We start from the raw sequence: 17421 nt of genomic DNA, 5'->3' as shown, positions 1-17421 counted from the left end.
ATTAAACTAACTAAACTTAAAAAAATATGGCATCAGTAAACGTTTATTTAACATTCAACGGAAACTGCAGAGAAGCATTTGATTTTTACAAATCGGTTTTTGGCGGTGAATATCCTTACATAGGAACTTTTGGAGAAATGCCTCCAATGGAAGGAAAAGAAACCCCTGAAGCAGACAAAGATAAAATTATGCATGTATCTCTTCCTATTTCTAAGGAAACAGTATTGATGGGAAGTGATACCGGTGAAGAGTGGGCTTCTCAGTTCAAAGCAGGAAATAATATGTCAATTTCGATCAATGCAGAATCAAAAGATGAGGCTACCAAATTATTCAACGGATTATCAGCAGGTGGTCATGTGACTATGGCTTTGGCTGATACTTTCTGGGGAGCATATTTTGGAATGTTTACGGATCAATTCGGAATCAATTGGATGGTAAATTATGATGATCCTGCAAAAGCTCAGGTTCATCCATAATATTCATATTTTGTATACGAAATATAGGTAAAAAAAACCGGCAGGCTATCCTGTCGGTTTTCATTTTATTATACATTTGCACTCCTGGTTTTTTTAATTTAAATAGAATTGATTTCTAGAAAGTAAAATTTGAAATTCTTATTTTAGTAAAATAATAAAAATACATGATGAAATTTACGATCGATGAAATTAAAGCAGAGCACCAAAAAGTAAAAAGCGGTGCCGATTTTCCCAAGTATATTCAAGCAATTAAAGAAAAAGGAGTTTCTCATTATACGGCTTATGTTTCCGATGGAAATACAGAATATTTCGATAAGGAGAATCAGTCGGTTCAAACGGGAAGTAAATACAATACTTTGTCTATTTCTGAAACTTTAAATCTGGATCTTTTTAAAACAAGATTGAAACTGCATCAGCAAGGAGGAACAGATTACCTTACTTTTTGTAAGGATTGCGCCGAAAATGGAATTAGAGGTTGGGAAATGGATTTAAACGAGATGACTTGTACTTATTTTGACAATAAAAAGAATAATATTTTGGTAGAACATATTCCTTCTCAATAAATTGTAATAATAAAAAACACACTTTATGATTGTAAAAATACTAACCATTGCATTGATTGTTATAGCAGTGTACATGGGTTTTAAACAAGGCTTAGCCATGATTTCCGGAAAGCTGGAAATGATACAAATGCTAGGGAAATTAGGAATGAGTAATACCGCAATTATGATTTTAGGAATAGTAACCTTGGTCAGTGCGGTAATGATTGTAATTCCACAGACTTTCGTCTGGGGAAATTTTTTGATGGCGGGAACAATATTGTTAATTATGTGCCTTGAGCTTTTTCATGGAGATATAAAAGGGGCATTAATAGAACTTCCTTTCATGGGTTTGAATCTTCTTATTATTTTCTTAAATTATCCATTTAAATTCTCATGAGAAAAATCCCTTATTTGCTGATCATATTTTCAATGTGTTCAGCATGCGCACAAAAAAATGATTCTAAAAAATTAACTGAAACTCAACAACAGACAAAAAATAATATGGATACAACAAAGCTAAACGAAACGGTTAAAAAAGCTTTTGATGCCTGGCAGAGTGGTGATGCAGAAACTTTTACTTCTTTCTTTACCGGAGATGCTAAATTATATGACGACGGAAATCCAAGAGATTTTAAAAAGTTCATCAAAGATGCCTGTGGACATGAAAAGTTTACCTCAATCGATAAGATTGAAAATGATGGAAAGACAATTTACGGGCAGTTTCATACGGAAAGCTGGGGGGACTTTAAAACATTTTTTAAATTTAATATCAACAGTGAAGGGAAGTTTGACACTTTGGAAATTGGTCAGGCAAATTAAAATCTAATAACAAGTAAACGAAGAAGATTAATATGGAGATTGTAAGGTCGGTGGCTTTAGTCATTTTTATTTTAGCAACAACATTTTCATTTGCTCAGAAAAATGACTTAGGAGCCTGGTATATGTATTTTGGAAATAATAAAATCAATAAAAAATGGAACTGGCATAATGAGATCCAGTATCGTAATTTCGATGCAGTAGGAGATCTGGAGCAACTTCTGATACGGACAGGGATTGGATATGACCTATCCGAAAATAATAACAATGTTTTATTAGGTTATGGATTTGTTTTGAGTCAGCCTTATGTAAACGGTGAGAAAAAGGAAAATATCGAACACAGGATTTTCCAGCAGTTTATTACTAAACAGCAGTTTGGAAGGATCTATCTTCAGCATCGTTATCGATTGGAGGAGCGTTTTCTGCAAGATGATTTCAGAATGAGATTCCGATATTTTCTGGGGCTTAATATTCCGATCAATAACAAGGAAATGCTTCCGAAGACCTTTTATGCTTCAGTTTATAATGAGATATTCCTTAACTTCAATAGCCCGACCTTTGATAGAAACAGGGTATATGGAGCATTAGGATATGTCATCAATAAAAATCTGAGGATCGAAGCCGGTTATATGAATCAGATTCAGGAAAACAAGAATCGCGGGCAAATCCAGATTGGTTTTTATAATAATATACCATTTAATAAAAAGTAAAATAAACACAAAACACTTATGCACTCAGGAAAAAGATTTGGAGCACGCGAATTTATAATGTGGACAAGAAGAAGCATCTATGTCCTTGCGATTTTGGCTGCGATTCCTACTACACTTTATCATTTCGGATTAACGTTTGTTTCGTTTCCGTGGCAACCTATCGCTATTATGGGGACAGCAGTAGCATTTATTGTTGGATTTAAAAATAACGCCAGCTATAGCAGACTTTGGGAAGCAAGACAGATTTATGGTTCTATCATTAATAATAGCCGTAGTTTTGGATATATTCTGAGAGATTCGCTTTCAGAAAAAGACCCCGCTAAAGTAAAAGAGATGTTCCTGCGTCATTATGCATGGTTAACAGCACTACGTTTTCAGCTTAGAGAACCCAGAACATGGGAGAATATGAATACGGTACAATTTGATGAGTATTCAAAAAAGTATGATATTCCGGAAAGGCTTTCCAAATTGGATGATGAACTGAAAAAATATCTTTCTGACAACGAACTTCAATATATTCTAAGCAAGAAAAACAGAGCAACTCAGTTGATGGCCGAGCAAAGTAAACAGCTGTCTGATGCTTATGCTAAAGGAGAAATCAATGATTTTCAATGGACGCAAGTGAATCAACAGCTGGTCAAGTTTACGGATGATCAGGGAAAAGCAGAGAGAATTAAGAACTTTCCTTATCCCCGGAATTTCTCTTCTATTACTACTTATTTGTTATTATTGTTCATCATCTTTGTGCCTTTTGGATTGCTGAAAGAATTTGATAAATTAGGAGAGGGGACTTTGCTGCAAGGGATTACCATATGGTTTAATATTCCGTTTTCACTTTTGGTAACCTGGTGTTTTCATACATTGGATAATGTAGGGGAAGCATCTGTAAATCCTTTTGAAGGAAGCGCAAACGATGTTCCTATCACGCAGATCAGTCGTACAATAGAGATTGATATGAGAGATATGCTGGATGAATCTGATCTTCCGCCAGCAATTACCCCAAAGAACAATATTGTTCTTTAAAATAATAAACACACAATGACAAAGAAAATTTATTTAGATTTCTAACTTAATATTAATACATAAAATCATAAATAAATGATTCACAATTACGTAATAATATCAATCGCAGTGTTGTTGTCTGTGATGATATTGGTAATGATCGGGCAGAAGCTCAAAGTCGCTTATCCTATTTTTCTTGTCATCGCAGGACTATTGATAAGTTTTATTCCGGGAATGCCTCATATTGAAATAGAACCTGATTTGGTTTTTCTTATTTTTCTTCCTCCTATTTTATTTGAAGCCGCATGGTTTACCTCCTGGCAGGATTTTCATAAATGGAGAAAACAAATTTTTTCTATGGCCTTCGGATTGGTTTTTCTCACCTCAATAGTGGTGGCATATTTATCATCATCTATTATTCCAGGGCTTACTGTAGCAATGGGCTTCTTATTGGGTGGCGTGAATTCTCCTCCCGATGCAGTCGCTGCAACTTCAGTATTGAGAAATATGAAGATCCCTAAAAAGATCACCAGTATCCTTGAGGGAGAAAGTCTCATTAATGATGCGTCGAGTTTAATTGTTTTCAAATTTGCATTGGCGGCTGTCATTTCCGGACAGTTTATTTTCAGAGATGCTGTTCAGGACTTTTTCATGATGGCTGTTGGTGGAATTGCGATTGGAATTGCTGTAGGTTTCCTTTTCGGAGCTTTACTTCGCATTATACCTTCCAATTCTAATATTGATACAATCATTACACTGATTGTTCCTTATATCATGTATGTCGGGGCAGAGCATTTTCATTTTTCAGGAGTTCTATCTGTTGTGGCAGGGGGATTATTGATGTCGTATAATTCGCATTGCTATCTTAGTCATACCTCACGAATCCAATCAGGTAATGTATGGAGTGTATTGATCTTTTTGATGAATACCATTATTTTCATACTTATTGGTCTTGAATTACCTATAGTGGTAGCAGCAATGAGTGAATATACGATCTCAGAAGGTATTTTATATAGTGTAGTGATTGGAGGAGCAATTATTCTTACTAGAATTATCTATAGTTACGTTTTGATGTATTTTCCAAGGCTATGCTCAAAAGAGCTAAGGTTAAAAGTCCCCAAACCGGATTGGAGGGAACCTTTTATTATAAGTTTTGCAGCAATGAGAGGAGTGGTTTCTTTAGCGGCGGCATTATCTATTCCTGCATTTTTGCCAAATGGTGATGCGTTTCCACACCGTAATATTATTTTATTCGTAACTTTTGTCATTATTTTGATCACATTGGTAGGACAGGGGTTATTGCTATCTCCTATTCTTAAGCTATTAAAAATAGACGATGCAGGAAGCGAAATACCGGAGGAAAAACAGGAAGTGATTTTAATGAGGAAATTAAAAGAAACAGCCTTACAGAAATTAGACAGTGATTTCTCGGAATTGGCTGAAAAAAATAGTTTGGTCCGTCATCAAAAACATAAACTGGAAAACGAAATGATGATGATGGCAGATAAAGCCCAGTGTATGGCTTCTACAGGAGATTATGTGTCGGCCATGAATGAGAATAAAGATGTTTTAAGACAAGTGATTCAGGCACAACGAAATGAACTTCACCGTATGAAAAGGGAAAAGATATTTGATGATCATGTGATGCGCACAATAGAAATGCAACTGGATTTTGATGAAGCGAAAATTACCGGATTTACCCACGGATAAAATTGATAACAAACAAAATACGTAAAATGAGCAGTCCAATTATTGTCGAACAGAAAGTAGAAGCATCAGTTGATGAAGTTTGGGAAGCACTTACTGATAAAGAAAAAATGAAATCCTGGTATTTCGATATATCCGATTTTGAATTGGAACCTGAAAAGCAGTTTAATTTCTATGAACCTGGAGATGAGAAAAAATATCATCATCACGGACATATTTTAGACTTTCGTATCAATGAAAAATTAAAGCATACATGGTCGTATCCCGGGTTTTCTGATGCTGAAACTATTGTTACCTGGGAACTTCATCCCAAAGAAGGGGGAACGGTCATTAAACTGACTCATGAATATGTTGATCGTTTCAAAGATCTGGGAGAAGGATTCTCGGAAGAAAATTTTACAGAAGGTTGGAATGTTATCATCAGACAAAGCCTGAAATCATATGTAGAAAATAAATAATAAAACGCAAAGACATAAATTGAGTGTCTTTGCGTTTTTATTTTATAAATTAAAAGTTATGGTAAAATACAATTCTCTTCGTCCTATACTTTGGACGCAAAATCTTGATGAAACTATAGGTTTTTACCTTCATACTCTGGGATTTATTTTAATTGAAAGAAATGATGAATGGGAGTGGGCAACGATTCGCAAAGATGATGTAGAGTTCATGCTTTCAAAACCTAATGAGCATGAAAAATTTAATGGAATAGGGTTTACCGGTTCATTTTATTTTAATGTTGATCATGTAGATGACCTATGGGAAGAATTACAGGATAAGGCAGAAATTTGCTATGAAATAGAAACCTTTGAATGGGATATGCGGGAGTTTGCTATTTATGATAACAATGGGTATATATTACAATTTGGTCAACCCGCTAATGAAATTAGTACAACGGAATAAAATTTGCTATTTTTGGGGAAATATTTAGAAATTCAATGAAAAAAAATATAATAGTTGGTTTTGCAGCGGTCTTGATGTTGGCGTCTTGTAACAATGATAAAAAAGTATTGAATAGTTTAAACGATTATAACAATTCAATGGAAAGTAAGGGGTATCATTTCGGTGATAAGCTGGAGCTTCCTAAAGAGGTTTCAGACAATGCGGCAAGTGTAACCATCAGTTTTGGTGATAAGGAGACCTCAAATTTAGTTATAGATCCAAAATTTTTCACACTAGGAGATAATGCAGTTACTTTTAACATCAAAACTAAAGGAGGTCAAACTTTAAATCAGGATGCAACCATTAATGTGTTCGCAAAAAATCCTGAAAAAAATATTTCCTACCAAATAATTGCGGAATATCCACATAATCCTGCCAATTTCGTTCAGGGATTCCAGATAGAAGGAAATACCATCTATGAAAGTGACGGGCAAAACGGATCTTCACAAATTCTAAAATATACTTTGGGTACCACAACTCCTCTGGCTTCAACAAAACAGGCTCAGGAGGATTTTTCTGAAGGGAGTACCATTGTTGGTGATAAAGTATATCAGTTAACCTGGCAAAGTAAAAAAGGATATATCTATGATAAAAGTTCTTTAAAGCTTTTGTCCGAGTTTGCTTATCCTAATGTGTTAGGAGAAGGATGGGGCCTTACTTATGATGGGAAAAATCTTATTGCTTCAGATGGAAGTAAATTATTGTATTTCCTTGATCCAAAAGATCCATCAAAGCTGGTTAGATATATTGCAGTAGCAGGAAGTGCTCAAGCTTATGATCAACTGAATGAACTTGAATATCATAATGGGTTTATTTATGCAAACGTTTGGCAAAAACCTATTATTCTTAAAATCAATCCAGCTAATGGAGAAGTTGTAGGAACATTTGATTTTACCGATATAGCGAAACAAAATACCAAAGGAAGTGATGATGTATTAAATGGAATCGCTTTTAAAGGAGACAATATGTTGGTGACAGGTAAGAATTGGGCTAAAATTTATGAAGTTGCCATTAAATAACAAGGCACTGTCTTTTAAAATAAAGTATTAAATTGGTAGCGTTCCTTCGGGACGCTATCTTAGTAAAACGAACTTTGAAATTATTACTATTAATATTCGCTTTCATTTTCTGCTCATTTTCTGCGCAGAAAGCTGTGGCATTGGATACTTTAAAATTAAAAGAAGCAAAAGACCTGTTTGCCGATGATTATGGAAACCTCTATATCTACAAAAACAAGGATTTTAGTTTAACCAAATATGATTCTCTGGGAAAGCAAATTGGTAAAATGATGCTTACTGTTCCTTTCAAAATCCAAGGTGTTCAAAACCCTCTAACAGTTCCGTTATTTTCAGAAAATGCCCAGGAATTGAAATTTGTTGATCAGAATCTTAATGAGATCCAAAGGATAGATTTTAAACAGAAATTTGCATTTATAAAAATAGCGTATGCAGAAGATCTTCAACAAATATGGTTGTTGGATGAAAGTTCCAAACGTCTTATTCAGTATAATTTCAGGAATGATACAACGATAAATTCCTATCCTTTTGACGCCAGTTTCGATGATCTTACTGATCTTTTGGTTTATGAAAATAAAGTGTATATCTTAACGCGAAAGCACTTTAGGATTTACAGCTTAAAATTTGAAAAACTTATTGAAATTCCTGTAGAAAATGGGAAACGCTTCAGAAGAGAGAATGAATATATTTTAGCTATCACCAAGAATTCAATTCTTAAATATATTCCTGAGAAAGGTTTGGTGAAAATTTTTGAAGATCCTGATGCACAAATTGTGGATAAAAACACACTTTCTTATTTTGAAATCAAAGCGAACAACCTTTATCTTTACAACCTGGAAAAAATTAAAGAAGCCAAACAGCAGGCTGAGCCTGAATCTGAACCTAAAAAAATTGATGAACCAGCACAGAAGCCAGTAGAACAGTCTACTGAGCCAAAGGATAAATCATTAGAAAAGGTTCAGGATAAGTTTATCAAAGATCAAAACGTAGAGAAACCTGCAGAAGATACTCTAAAAAAGCTTATTGAAGAGACTTCAGAAGTTCAGACTGTTGGTATTTAATTATTTTCATAGATATTATTAAACTTAAGGGGAAATAGAATATGCACATTGCGGTTACAGGAAATATCGGAGCAGGAAAAACTACACTTACTACCATGCTTTCTAAGCATTATGGATGGGATGCACAATTTGAAGATGTGGATCATAATCCTTACTTGGAAGACTTTTATGCAGACATGAGCAAGTGGAGCTTTGCTTTGCAGATCTACTTTTTAGGAAGCAGATTTCGTCAGGTAAAGGAAATAAGAGAAAGTGGAAAAAACATTATTCAGGATCGTACCATTTATGAGGATGCACATATTTTTGCAGAAAACTTAAATGATATGAATCTTCTTTCTGACAGGGATTTTAAAAATTATCAAGATGTTTTTAATTTGATGAAATCTTTTGTTTCAGCTCCGGATCTCTTGATCTATCTAAAATCCGATGTCCCTAATCTTGTGAAAAAAATCTACAAAAGAGGGAGAGAATACGAAGCATCAATCAGCATTGAGTATCTTTCAAAATTAAATCAAAAGTATGAAAAGTGGATTTCCAATTATACAGAAGGGAAGTTGCTCGTTATTGAAGTTGATGATTTAGATTTTGTAGAAAAGCCCGAAGATTTCGGATTTATTCTGGAAAAAATTGAAGTCGAACTGAATGGTTTGTTTTAATTAACAATTATTTATTATCTCTTAAGATTTTTGTAACTTCATTTCTTTCTAAATTTGTTATGAAGCAAGTTTAATTTTTTAATATAATTAAATATGTTAGTTAAGGTTTTACATAATGGAAGTTGTTCAAAATCAAATGCTGTTTTAGAGTATTTGGATGAGAATGGTGTGCCGTTTGAGATCATCAATATTGTAGAAGACCCACTAAGTATTTTAGAGATAAAAACAGTATTGAAAAAATTAAATCAAAGTGTTTTTCACCTGATCAGAAAGACGGAAAAACTATATCTTGAGAAGTTTGCCAGTAAGAATTACTCAGAAGAAGAATGGGTAGAAATTTTATCTAAAAACCCTTCTTTGATACAAAGGCCAATTTTGATAAAAGGTTCAGTCGCAATGTTAGGAAGACCTATCGAAAATGTGAAATTTTTTATTGAGAAATAAACGAAAATACGATATACAATAAAAGTCAGCTTTAGGCTGACTTTTTATTTTTTATAAAAGAATTACTCCTTCTATCTTTCCAACTTCTTTATAAATCTTTACCACCTGATCGGCATCTAAAACAAAGGCATTGATATTACAGGCTGTATATTTTCCATTTTTACTTTCCCTGTTTCCAAGAGTAAATTTAATACCATCAAAAACTTTATATATTTCTGTAAGCTTTGCCTGATCTGTAGGAATTATAAATTTAAATAAGTAATCTTCAGGAAAGTCATGATGACCTTCCAGTTTTTCCCTTAAAGAATTATAAAATTCTTCCGGGCTTGCGTGTTGATTTCCTTGAATGATATCCATCTAACAATTTTAAATTATATATAAATTTAACGAAAATTTTTCTATTTTCCAAGCGGTCCCAAAAGCGCTTTAGAGTTCTTTACTTCGTAATCTTCAATGATATTAAACAATCCATTAACCAATTGTTCAGAAGCTAATTTACTTAATCCTCCTGCGTTAACCGTGTTGTTGTTTCCGCCCAACAGATTTCCCAGAAAATTACTTCCAGCCAAAGCGGTATTGATTGTTTTAACAATACCATATCGGTTTAACTGTTCATCTACTTTTGGAGCAATAGCGGCCACTAATTGATCAGATGTTTTTTCTTTCAAAATTAAAGTTGCTGTTCCCTTTTCTCCCTGGATAATTCTTGTTACATCCTGTGCATTCAAACTATTGACTGCATTCTGAAGGATGGGCTTTGAAATATTTACCGTATAAGAAGCCGCCTCTGCAACATATTCTCTTTCCTTGGCAACCAATGAAGGAGATATTTTTTCCAACATGGTGTTGATATCTCTTAGTTCTTTAGGTAACGCTTTATCAACCAAATTATTTTGCAGGAAGGCATCTTTATTACCATAAACATTCATTCCCTTATCAATTCCGTTCAATAAAAACTTTTTGATAATAGATAATCCCAGGTCACTTGTTGCAAGACTCGTGCAGGATTGTACAGAAGTAGTGATCACCGCCGCAGTTCCTGTTATTAAAGCTATAGCTAAAATGTATTTTTTCATTGATTTTTATTAATGGTTGTAATTTTCAAATACTGCGCCAAAGGTAAACAGGAAAATCTGTTTAACAAAATATTAAATTAATGTTAGTGATTTGGGGAGTTATCTTGTAAAAACATCGTAATATTCATTGTAAATTAAATGTTAAACTAATTTTATTTTTGGTGATAATACGTTAAAAAATATACTTTTCACATATGCTGCATGAAGTATCGTGCTAATTTTAGAATTATTACGATATATTAACAATGTCTCATATATTTTTATAATTTTGGTTAATGTCTTTTTTTGAGAAATACAATATTTATTTAATCAAAGACAGCTTGAAGGTTTAAAAACCGGTCTCGAAATTTGATTGTACGAAATAAAATTGAACTATATGAAGCAAAGTGATTTAAAGTATTCATCGCTCATTGCTGTTTTATACTTTGGTATGAACGTCAATGCGCAGGTGACACCGAAAGATACTGTTCCAAAAGAGCATAAGATCGAAGAGGTGGTTATGATTGGATATGGATCCCAGAAAAAAGAAAATATTACTGGGAGTATAGGACTAGTAACAGCAAAAGATCTTGCAGACAAGCCAAATGCTAATCCTATAAGCTCTATTCAGGGAAAATTAGCTGGAGTACAGATTTTAAATTCAGGTGCGCCGGGAGGATCTCCGAGAGTGGATATCAGGGGAATAAGTTCCCTCACTGGTAAAACAGTCTTTATTGTTGACGGAATGATTACTGACGATATTTCATTTTTGAGCCCCCAGGATATTGAATCGATGAGTGTATTGAAAGATCCCTCAAGTTTAGCAATCTACGGAGCAAGAGCATCAAATGGAGCAGTTATTATTAAAACAAAAAGTGGAAGAGGCAAAAAGCCTGTTTTTAACTTTAATTCTTATTTAGGAATCAAGACAGTGACGAATATTCCTAAAATGGTCAATTCTGATCAATACATCGAATTGTTTAACGAAAAGTTACGCAATGAAGGAGTAACTGATCCTACAAAATTTCTAAACAGATCCAATTACCCTGCTGACACAGATTGGTTTAAAGAAATCCTCAGACCAAGTATTATCAATTCTAATGATATATCTGCGTCCGGAAATGCTGGGAAATTAAATTATTATTTAAGTGCAGGATATTTACAGGACGAAGGAAATCTGGCTGCAGGACAGGGCATTAATTCAGGAAGTGGCTTTAACAGATTTAATTCTAAAGTCAACCTTACCTATAAGATTACGGATAATATAACGATCGGAAATAATTTTACATTTTCTAAAATGCGTACCGATCAGGCACAGACTCCTTTGCAGGATGCTTATGCAGCGCCACCGGTATATGCTCCTATTAATCCTGGTACAGGAGGATATCAGTATTTTTCTCTTGTTAATATTTCAAATCCAAGAGCTAAACTTGATCTGTACAGATCCCAGACAAGAGAAGAAAGATTATTGAATAATATCTGGGGAGAGTATAAATTTTTAAAAGATTTTACTTTAAGAATTAGTTATACCTCTGATAATATTAATTCGAATAAATACGAATTTACACCATCATTTACATATGCTCCGGATCCCAAACCTACAAAACTCATAACAAGAGATTCCAGAACCAGAAACTATGTGTGGGATAATACACTAAGCTGGAAAAAGAGTCTTGGAAAACATAATATAGAATTACTTGCTGGTTTTTCCAGAACAAGAAGCTCTTATTCCCAGGAGTATGCGGATGCTCTAAATGTAAATTACAACGGAACAAACACTTCATTGAATATTGATAGTGGAACAGATATCGTTAGAACTACTTTTGATGAAAAACGTACTGTGGTTCCATATCAGGACAGAATAGAATCATTTTTTGGTAGGGTGAATTATGATTATGAAGGGAAATATCTGGTAAATGCATCTATTCGTAGAGACGGAACTTCCAAATATTCAAGTAATGACAGATATCGGGTATTCCCTGCTGTAAGTGCTGGGTGGGTTATCTCCAAGGAAAGCTTTATGAGTGAACAAAATGTTTTTAATCTTTTAAAATTAAGAGCAAGCTGGGGAAAACTTGGGAATCCGGATGTACAAAGAGCTTATACCCTAAATACAACGATTATTAATGGAGGAGCTTATTATGGTAATACAGGTTCTCCAGCACAGACCATAGACCAGATTATAGATCCAAATATTGGTTGGGAAACTACTACGGGTAGAGACTTGGGATTAGAGATGGCATTATTCAACAACAAATTAAAAATTGATGCTACCTATTTTGATAAGGACACCAAAGATGTTGTATACGGTATTGTTCAGGGAACGGTATCGGGTGCAGGTAACTGGAATAATTATATTACCAATGCCTATTCGTTTAATAACCGAGGGTTTGAGGCTTCTGTAAATTATGATACAAAGATCAATGACAACATAAAGTTGGGAGTATATGGTAATATCACCACATTGAAAAATAAAATTACTGCTGTTGCCAATGGATCTTATTTACAGACAGGGGCTAATTTGTATGGTAATGCAATCATACGATTACAAGAAGGACAGCCCGTTGGCTCATATTATGGTTACCAGGTAGAGGGAATTTTCCAGAGTCAGGCAGAAGCAGATGCATGGGCTACACAAAATGGAGCTAAAGCTGGAGGGTTTAAATTTAAAGATATTGATGGGAACGGTGTAATTGATGCAAGGGATAAAACTTTCCTTGGAAGCCCAATCCCAAAAGGGACCTATGGATTCGGTGTAAACTTAAATATTTATGATTTTGATTTTGCTATCGATTTCCAGGGAGTATTTGGTAATAAAATATATAATTTTAACAGGGAGCAGCGCTTTGGAAATGAAAGCTGGGATCTGGATTTTTATAACAACAGATGGCATGGTGCCGGAACATCGGACTATTATCCGATGGCTACCAATGACCAGGCTATTATTTTACCAAACAGTTTTTATGTAGAAGATGGAAGCTATATCAGGATCAGAAACATCCAGATAGGATATAATTTACCTAAAGCATTTACAAATTCGATGTCCATTACAAGGCTGAGATTATACGTGAGTGCTCAAAACCCTTGGACAAGTTTCAAATATCATGGATTTTCTCCCGAGATTTTGAATACGGATAAAGTACAAATGGGTATTGATAATAACATCTATCCGATTTCAGCAATTTATACCATTGGTATGAACCTAACATTTTAATAAGAAACCATTATGAAAAAGATATTTTTATCGATCGCTTTATTTTCGCTTGTAGTAAGTTGTAAAGACGATTATTTAGATATAAAACAGGAGGGACAAACAGAAGCATCTTCTTTTTTTAAGACACAAGAGGATGCAATGCAGGCAACCAGTGCTATTTACAGTTTTCTAAGAAGTTGGGAGAACTCTGCTTTTCCTTATCAATTTGTTTTTGGAGTGCCGGCTGACGATGTAGTGAAAGGTTCCAATCCAGGAGATTCAGCTTTTATTAATGTATATGATAACTTTACCTATACAGTAAGTGATGAAGGAGTAAGAGGATATTGGATAGGACAATGGCAAGCTGTAAATAGAACCAATCAGGTCATTACCCATGTTCCTGCAATACAAATGGACACGACTTTAAAGAATCGTTTGATTGCAGAATCCAGAATGTTGAGAGCCTATTTTTATTTTAATTTAGTTAGAATCTATGGTGGTGTTCCAATCTATGATAAAGTAGAGGCGGTGTATGAAAAGCCTAGAAATTCCGTAGAGGAGGTTTATAATTTTATCATTTCTGATCTTATTGCTGCTGCTGAAGTACTTCCTCAGACTTACCCTTCATCGGATCTTGGAAGAGTAACAAAGGGAGCCGCGTTAGGGTTACTTTCAAAAGTTTATCTTTACAAAAAAGACTGGCAGAAGGCATATGAAACCTCTAATCAGGTAATTGCTATGGGATATAATCTGGATCCGGATTTTAATCATTTATTTAGACCAGCAGGTGAATTTGGGAGTGAATCTGTATTTGAAGTAAACTGCCAGTGTTCATCTCAATATGGTGGAAGTCAATATGCCCAGGTTCAGGGTGTACGAAATCAATTTGGATGGGGGTTTTTCACACCTTCCAATGCGCTTGAAAATGCATTTGAAGCGGGTGACATAAGAAAGGAACTTACCATACTCAGAAATGGAGAAACAACACCTGAAGGTGATTTGATTGCTATGGGAGATCCCTTATCTGTAACCACATTTAATCAAAAAGTATATGTTCCAAAAGCATTGAATAACAGTGCTTGTGACTACGGTTCTATTCAGAATATCAGAATATTAAGATTTGCCGAAATTTTATTAATCAATGCAGAAGCAGCCAATGAACTGGGAAATACATCAACTGCTACTACAAATTTGAATAAAGTAAGAACCAGAGCAACTTTACCGGGAACCACGGCTACAACTCAAGCTACGTTAAGAACCGCAATCTGGCATGAAAGAAGAGTAGAATTAGCGTTGGAAGGGGATAGGTTTGTCGACTTGGTTAGAACAGGACAAGCTGCTACAGTTTTAGCGCCTTATGGATTTAAAGCAGGGAAAAATGAAGTATTCCCTATTCCTTTAGATGCGATGGATCAAAGCCATGGTGCTTTTACTCAAAACCCAGGTTATTAATCTATAATTATATAAAATAGCCAAAGTTCAGCTTTGGCTATTTTTTAATTAATCCAATGTAAATGTATATTTTATGAAGTTAGGATTTATTTCTATTCTCACAGTTGCCTCATTTTTTTCTTGCCATGCTCAGGTTAAGAATCAAGAGGTTGTTAAAAAAGTACCCGTAAAAAATAATATTACGGATAAACAGTTGATGGATAAAGTCCAGAAAGATGCTTTAAAGTATTTCTGGGAGTATGCAGAACCGCACTCTATGTTGGGAAGAGAACGTTACCATGAAGATGACATTTATCCACATAATGATAAACACGTAGTAACGACTGGTGGATCTGGATTTGGCTTAGCAACCATTTTAGTCGGAGTGGAAAGAGGTTTTGTTTCAAGAAAGGAAGCCGTGAAAAGATTGACGACTATGATGGATTTTCTTGCGAAAGCTGACCGTTTTAAAGGAGCATGGTCGCACTGGATCAATGGGGAAACTGGAAAAACAGTTCCATTTGGGAAAAAAGATAATGGAGGAGACTTAGTGGAAACAGCATTTTTAACGTCAGGAATTTTAATGGTTCGTGAGTATTTTAAAAATGGAAATGCAGAGGAAAAAGCTTTAGCTAAAAAATGCGATGAGCTATGGAAAGGGATTCAATGGAATTGGTATACCAAAGGGAGTGAAAAAGTACTGTATTGGCACTGGTCACCAGAATATCAATGGGAAATGAATTTTCCTTTGCAGGGATATAATGAATGTATGATTACTTATATTTTAGCGGCTTCATCACCGACATATTCTATTGATGCAGAAACTTATTACAAAGGATGGACAAGAAGCGGTACTTTCCTTTCAGATAAAACAAAATATGATCTTCCCATGTATGTGAAACACAATTTTGCTGAAGAATATGGAGGTCCGTTGTTTTGGGCGCATTATTCATACATAGGTTTAGATCCTACAGGATTGTCGGATAAATTGATTAAAAATTATTTTGACCTTAATAAAAATCAAGTTTTGATCGATTACAAATATTGCGTAGAAAATCCAAAACAATGGAAAGGCTATGGTCCGAACTATTGGGGACTTACGGCAAGCTATTCAAGAAATGAAGATGGAACTACAGGGTACAATGCTCATTTTCCTCAAAATGATCAAGGTATAATTTCTCCGACAGCGGCTTTAAGTAGCTTTCCATATTCGCCAAAAGAATCCATGGAATTTTTAAAATTTATATATACACAAAAACCTGAATTCATTGGATCAGCAGGGCCTTATGATGCGACATCGATCAATTATAATAATTGGTTTACTCCAAGATATTTGGCAATAGATCAGGGAACAATTGCTCCGATGATCGAAAACTACAGAACAGGGTTTTTATGGAAGCTATTTATGAATGCACCTGAAATTCAGCAAGGGCTCAAGAAATTAAGTTTCCAGTCAACAAAATATGGAATTAAATAATTTGAATTTATTACAGACCTAATCATCAATAGAAACGGGCTTTAGCCCGTTTAAAATAAGGATAAATCAAATGGCTTTAGCCAAAACCTAAATAACAATATGAAATTAAAACTAAGACATGTACTCCTTTTGCTTCCTGTTCTTTCATTACAATTGAACGGGCAAGAAATCAAAGCTGAGTTAAATAAGGAAATCAAACGTACGGAAAAGGTATCTTATATTCTGGACTACCCACAAAAAGTAAAAGGAAATGTTCCTTTAATTGTATTTCTGCATGGATCCGGAGAAAGAGGGACGGATCTGGAAATGGTAAAAGTTCATAGTCCTTTTACCTATAAGAATCTGATTAAGGAACCTGTAGCGATTTTAGCGCCTCAATGTCCTGCCGATAGCTGGTGGGATACAGTCACTATCTACAATCTGATTAAAGAGATTCAGAAAAAGTATAAAATTGATGCATCCAGAATCTACCTGACTGGGCTTTCACTAGGAGGATGGGGAACCTTAAAGCTTGCTATGGAACATCCTGAAATATTTGCTGCGGTAGTACCGGTTTGTGCTCCTACCGATCAGATCATGACGGCAAATATCAATCGATATAAAGATTTGAATATGAAAATCTTTCATGGAGGAATGGATGACATTGTTTTACCTGAAAATGCATTTAAATTTTATCAAAAGCTACATCCTGTAAATCCAACAGCTGAATTAATAATTTTCCCTAATGATAATCATAATTCCTGGGACTCCGCTTATTCAGATCCCAAACTGTATGAATGGATGTTGTCTAAGAAAAAAGGAGATAAATAACCATAATCAAAAAAGCAAAGTATAAAATTCTTGCTAAGTGAAGCGCCTTTGCGCCTTAAAAACATAAAGTTCGGAAAGAGCATTAC

At 34.5% G+C, this 17421-nt stretch carries 19 protein-coding genes; 17 read left to right on the top strand and 2 right to left on the bottom strand.

From position 1 onward, the window contains the following. The first annotated feature begins 26 nt into the window (after positions 1-26). From JHL15_RS15435 to JHL15_RS15375, 13 genes are all read left to right on the top strand, one after another. Positions 27-476 (top strand): VOC family protein, encoded by a 450-nt coding sequence (locus JHL15_RS15435; RefSeq protein WP_200247146.1) that lies wholly within the window; start codon positions 27-29, stop codon positions 474-476. Between the two features lie 164 nt (positions 477-640). After that, positions 641-1039 (top strand): DUF1398 domain-containing protein, encoded by a 399-nt coding sequence (locus JHL15_RS15430; protein ID WP_234047790.1) that lies wholly within the window; start codon positions 641-643, stop codon positions 1037-1039. A 25-nt stretch (positions 1040-1064) separates the two neighbouring features. After that, positions 1065-1415: a hypothetical protein gene (locus JHL15_RS15425; RefSeq protein ID WP_200247145.1), complete on the top strand. Its 351-nt coding sequence runs from the start codon at positions 1065-1067 to the stop codon at positions 1413-1415. Then, complete coding sequence (locus tag JHL15_RS15420; RefSeq protein ID WP_200247144.1) at positions 1412-1837, top strand: nuclear transport factor 2-like protein; 426 nt, start codon at positions 1412-1414, stop codon at positions 1835-1837. Before JHL15_RS15425 ends, JHL15_RS15420 begins: the two co-directional genes overlap by 4 nt. A gap of 32 nt (positions 1838-1869) precedes the next feature. Next, the gene (locus JHL15_RS15415; RefSeq protein WP_200247143.1) at positions 1870-2544 is read left to right on the top strand and encodes a DUF2490 domain-containing protein; all 675 of its coding nucleotides are present in this window, start codon (positions 1870-1872) and stop codon (positions 2542-2544) included. 18 nt (positions 2545-2562) lie between these two features. Beyond that, on the top strand, positions 2563-3567 hold the full coding sequence (locus JHL15_RS15410; RefSeq protein ID WP_200247142.1) for a bestrophin family protein: 1005 nt from the start codon (positions 2563-2565) through the stop codon (positions 3565-3567). 75 nt (positions 3568-3642) lie between these two features. After that, positions 3643-5256, top strand: coding sequence for a Na+/H+ antiporter (locus JHL15_RS15405; RefSeq protein WP_200247141.1), 1614 nt, complete (start codon positions 3643-3645; stop codon positions 5254-5256). A gap of 26 nt (positions 5257-5282) precedes the next feature. Then, positions 5283-5711 (top strand): SRPBCC family protein, encoded by a 429-nt coding sequence (locus JHL15_RS15400; RefSeq protein WP_200247139.1) that lies wholly within the window; start codon positions 5283-5285, stop codon positions 5709-5711. Between the two features lie 58 nt (positions 5712-5769). Beyond that, on the top strand, positions 5770-6153 hold the full coding sequence (locus JHL15_RS15395) for a VOC family protein (RefSeq protein ID WP_200247138.1): 384 nt from the start codon (positions 5770-5772) through the stop codon (positions 6151-6153). Between the two features lie 35 nt (positions 6154-6188). Beyond that, positions 6189-7211 (top strand): glutaminyl-peptide cyclotransferase, encoded by a 1023-nt coding sequence (locus JHL15_RS15390; RefSeq protein WP_200247136.1) that lies wholly within the window; start codon positions 6189-6191, stop codon positions 7209-7211. Between the two features lie 74 nt (positions 7212-7285). Continuing rightward, positions 7286-8269, top strand: a complete 984-nt coding sequence (locus JHL15_RS15385; RefSeq protein ID WP_200247135.1) for a hypothetical protein — start codon at positions 7286-7288, stop codon at positions 8267-8269. Between the two features lie 41 nt (positions 8270-8310). After that, positions 8311-8925, top strand: coding sequence for a deoxynucleoside kinase (locus JHL15_RS15380; protein ID WP_200247133.1), 615 nt, complete (start codon positions 8311-8313; stop codon positions 8923-8925). 93 nt (positions 8926-9018) lie between these two features. Next, a complete protein-coding gene (locus JHL15_RS15375; protein ID WP_200247131.1) occupies positions 9019-9369 on the top strand; it encodes an ArsC/Spx/MgsR family protein in 351 nt (116 codons plus the stop codon). 51 nt (positions 9370-9420) lie between these two features. On the opposite strand, the gene JHL15_RS15370 is transcribed toward JHL15_RS15375, so the two are convergent. Together JHL15_RS15370 and JHL15_RS15365 are read right to left on the bottom strand one after the other, a co-directional pair. Next, a complete protein-coding gene (locus JHL15_RS15370) occupies positions 9421-9726 on the bottom strand; it encodes a DUF493 family protein (RefSeq protein ID WP_200247130.1) in 306 nt (101 codons plus the stop codon). A 41-nt stretch (positions 9727-9767) separates the two neighbouring features. Beyond that, on the bottom strand, positions 9768-10445 hold the full coding sequence (locus JHL15_RS15365) for a DUF4197 family protein (protein ID WP_200247128.1): 678 nt from the start codon (positions 10443-10445) through the stop codon (positions 9768-9770). A gap of 376 nt (positions 10446-10821) precedes the next feature. Here JHL15_RS15365 and JHL15_RS15360 point away from each other — a divergent pair, with 376 nt between their 5' ends. From JHL15_RS15360 to JHL15_RS15345, 4 genes are all read left to right on the top strand, one after another. Further along, positions 10822-13638: a SusC/RagA family TonB-linked outer membrane protein gene (locus tag JHL15_RS15360; RefSeq protein WP_200247126.1), complete on the top strand. Its 2817-nt coding sequence runs from the start codon at positions 10822-10824 to the stop codon at positions 13636-13638. Positions 13639-13650: 12 nt separating this feature from the next. Next, positions 13651-15069, top strand: a complete 1419-nt coding sequence (locus tag JHL15_RS15355) for a RagB/SusD family nutrient uptake outer membrane protein (protein WP_200247125.1) — start codon at positions 13651-13653, stop codon at positions 15067-15069. Between the two features lie 73 nt (positions 15070-15142). Next, positions 15143-16525 carry a glucoamylase family protein gene (locus JHL15_RS15350; protein ID WP_200247123.1) on the top strand — a complete coding sequence of 461 codons (1383 nt, stop codon included), beginning with the start codon at positions 15143-15145 and terminating at the stop codon, positions 16523-16525. 99 nt (positions 16526-16624) lie between these two features. Further along, entirely contained in the window at positions 16625-17335 is a 711-nt protein-coding gene (locus tag JHL15_RS15345; RefSeq protein WP_200247121.1) for a carboxylesterase family protein, read from the top strand. Positions 17336-17421 lie beyond the last annotated feature (86 nt).

Origin of the sequence: Chryseobacterium paridis (assembly GCF_016595215.1) — a bacterium.
Classification (GTDB): domain Bacteria; phylum Bacteroidota; class Bacteroidia; order Flavobacteriales; family Weeksellaceae; genus Chryseobacterium; species Chryseobacterium paridis.
The sequence above is the reverse complement of the archived record's forward strand: the minus strand, read 5'-3'. Positions and strand labels throughout refer to the sequence as shown.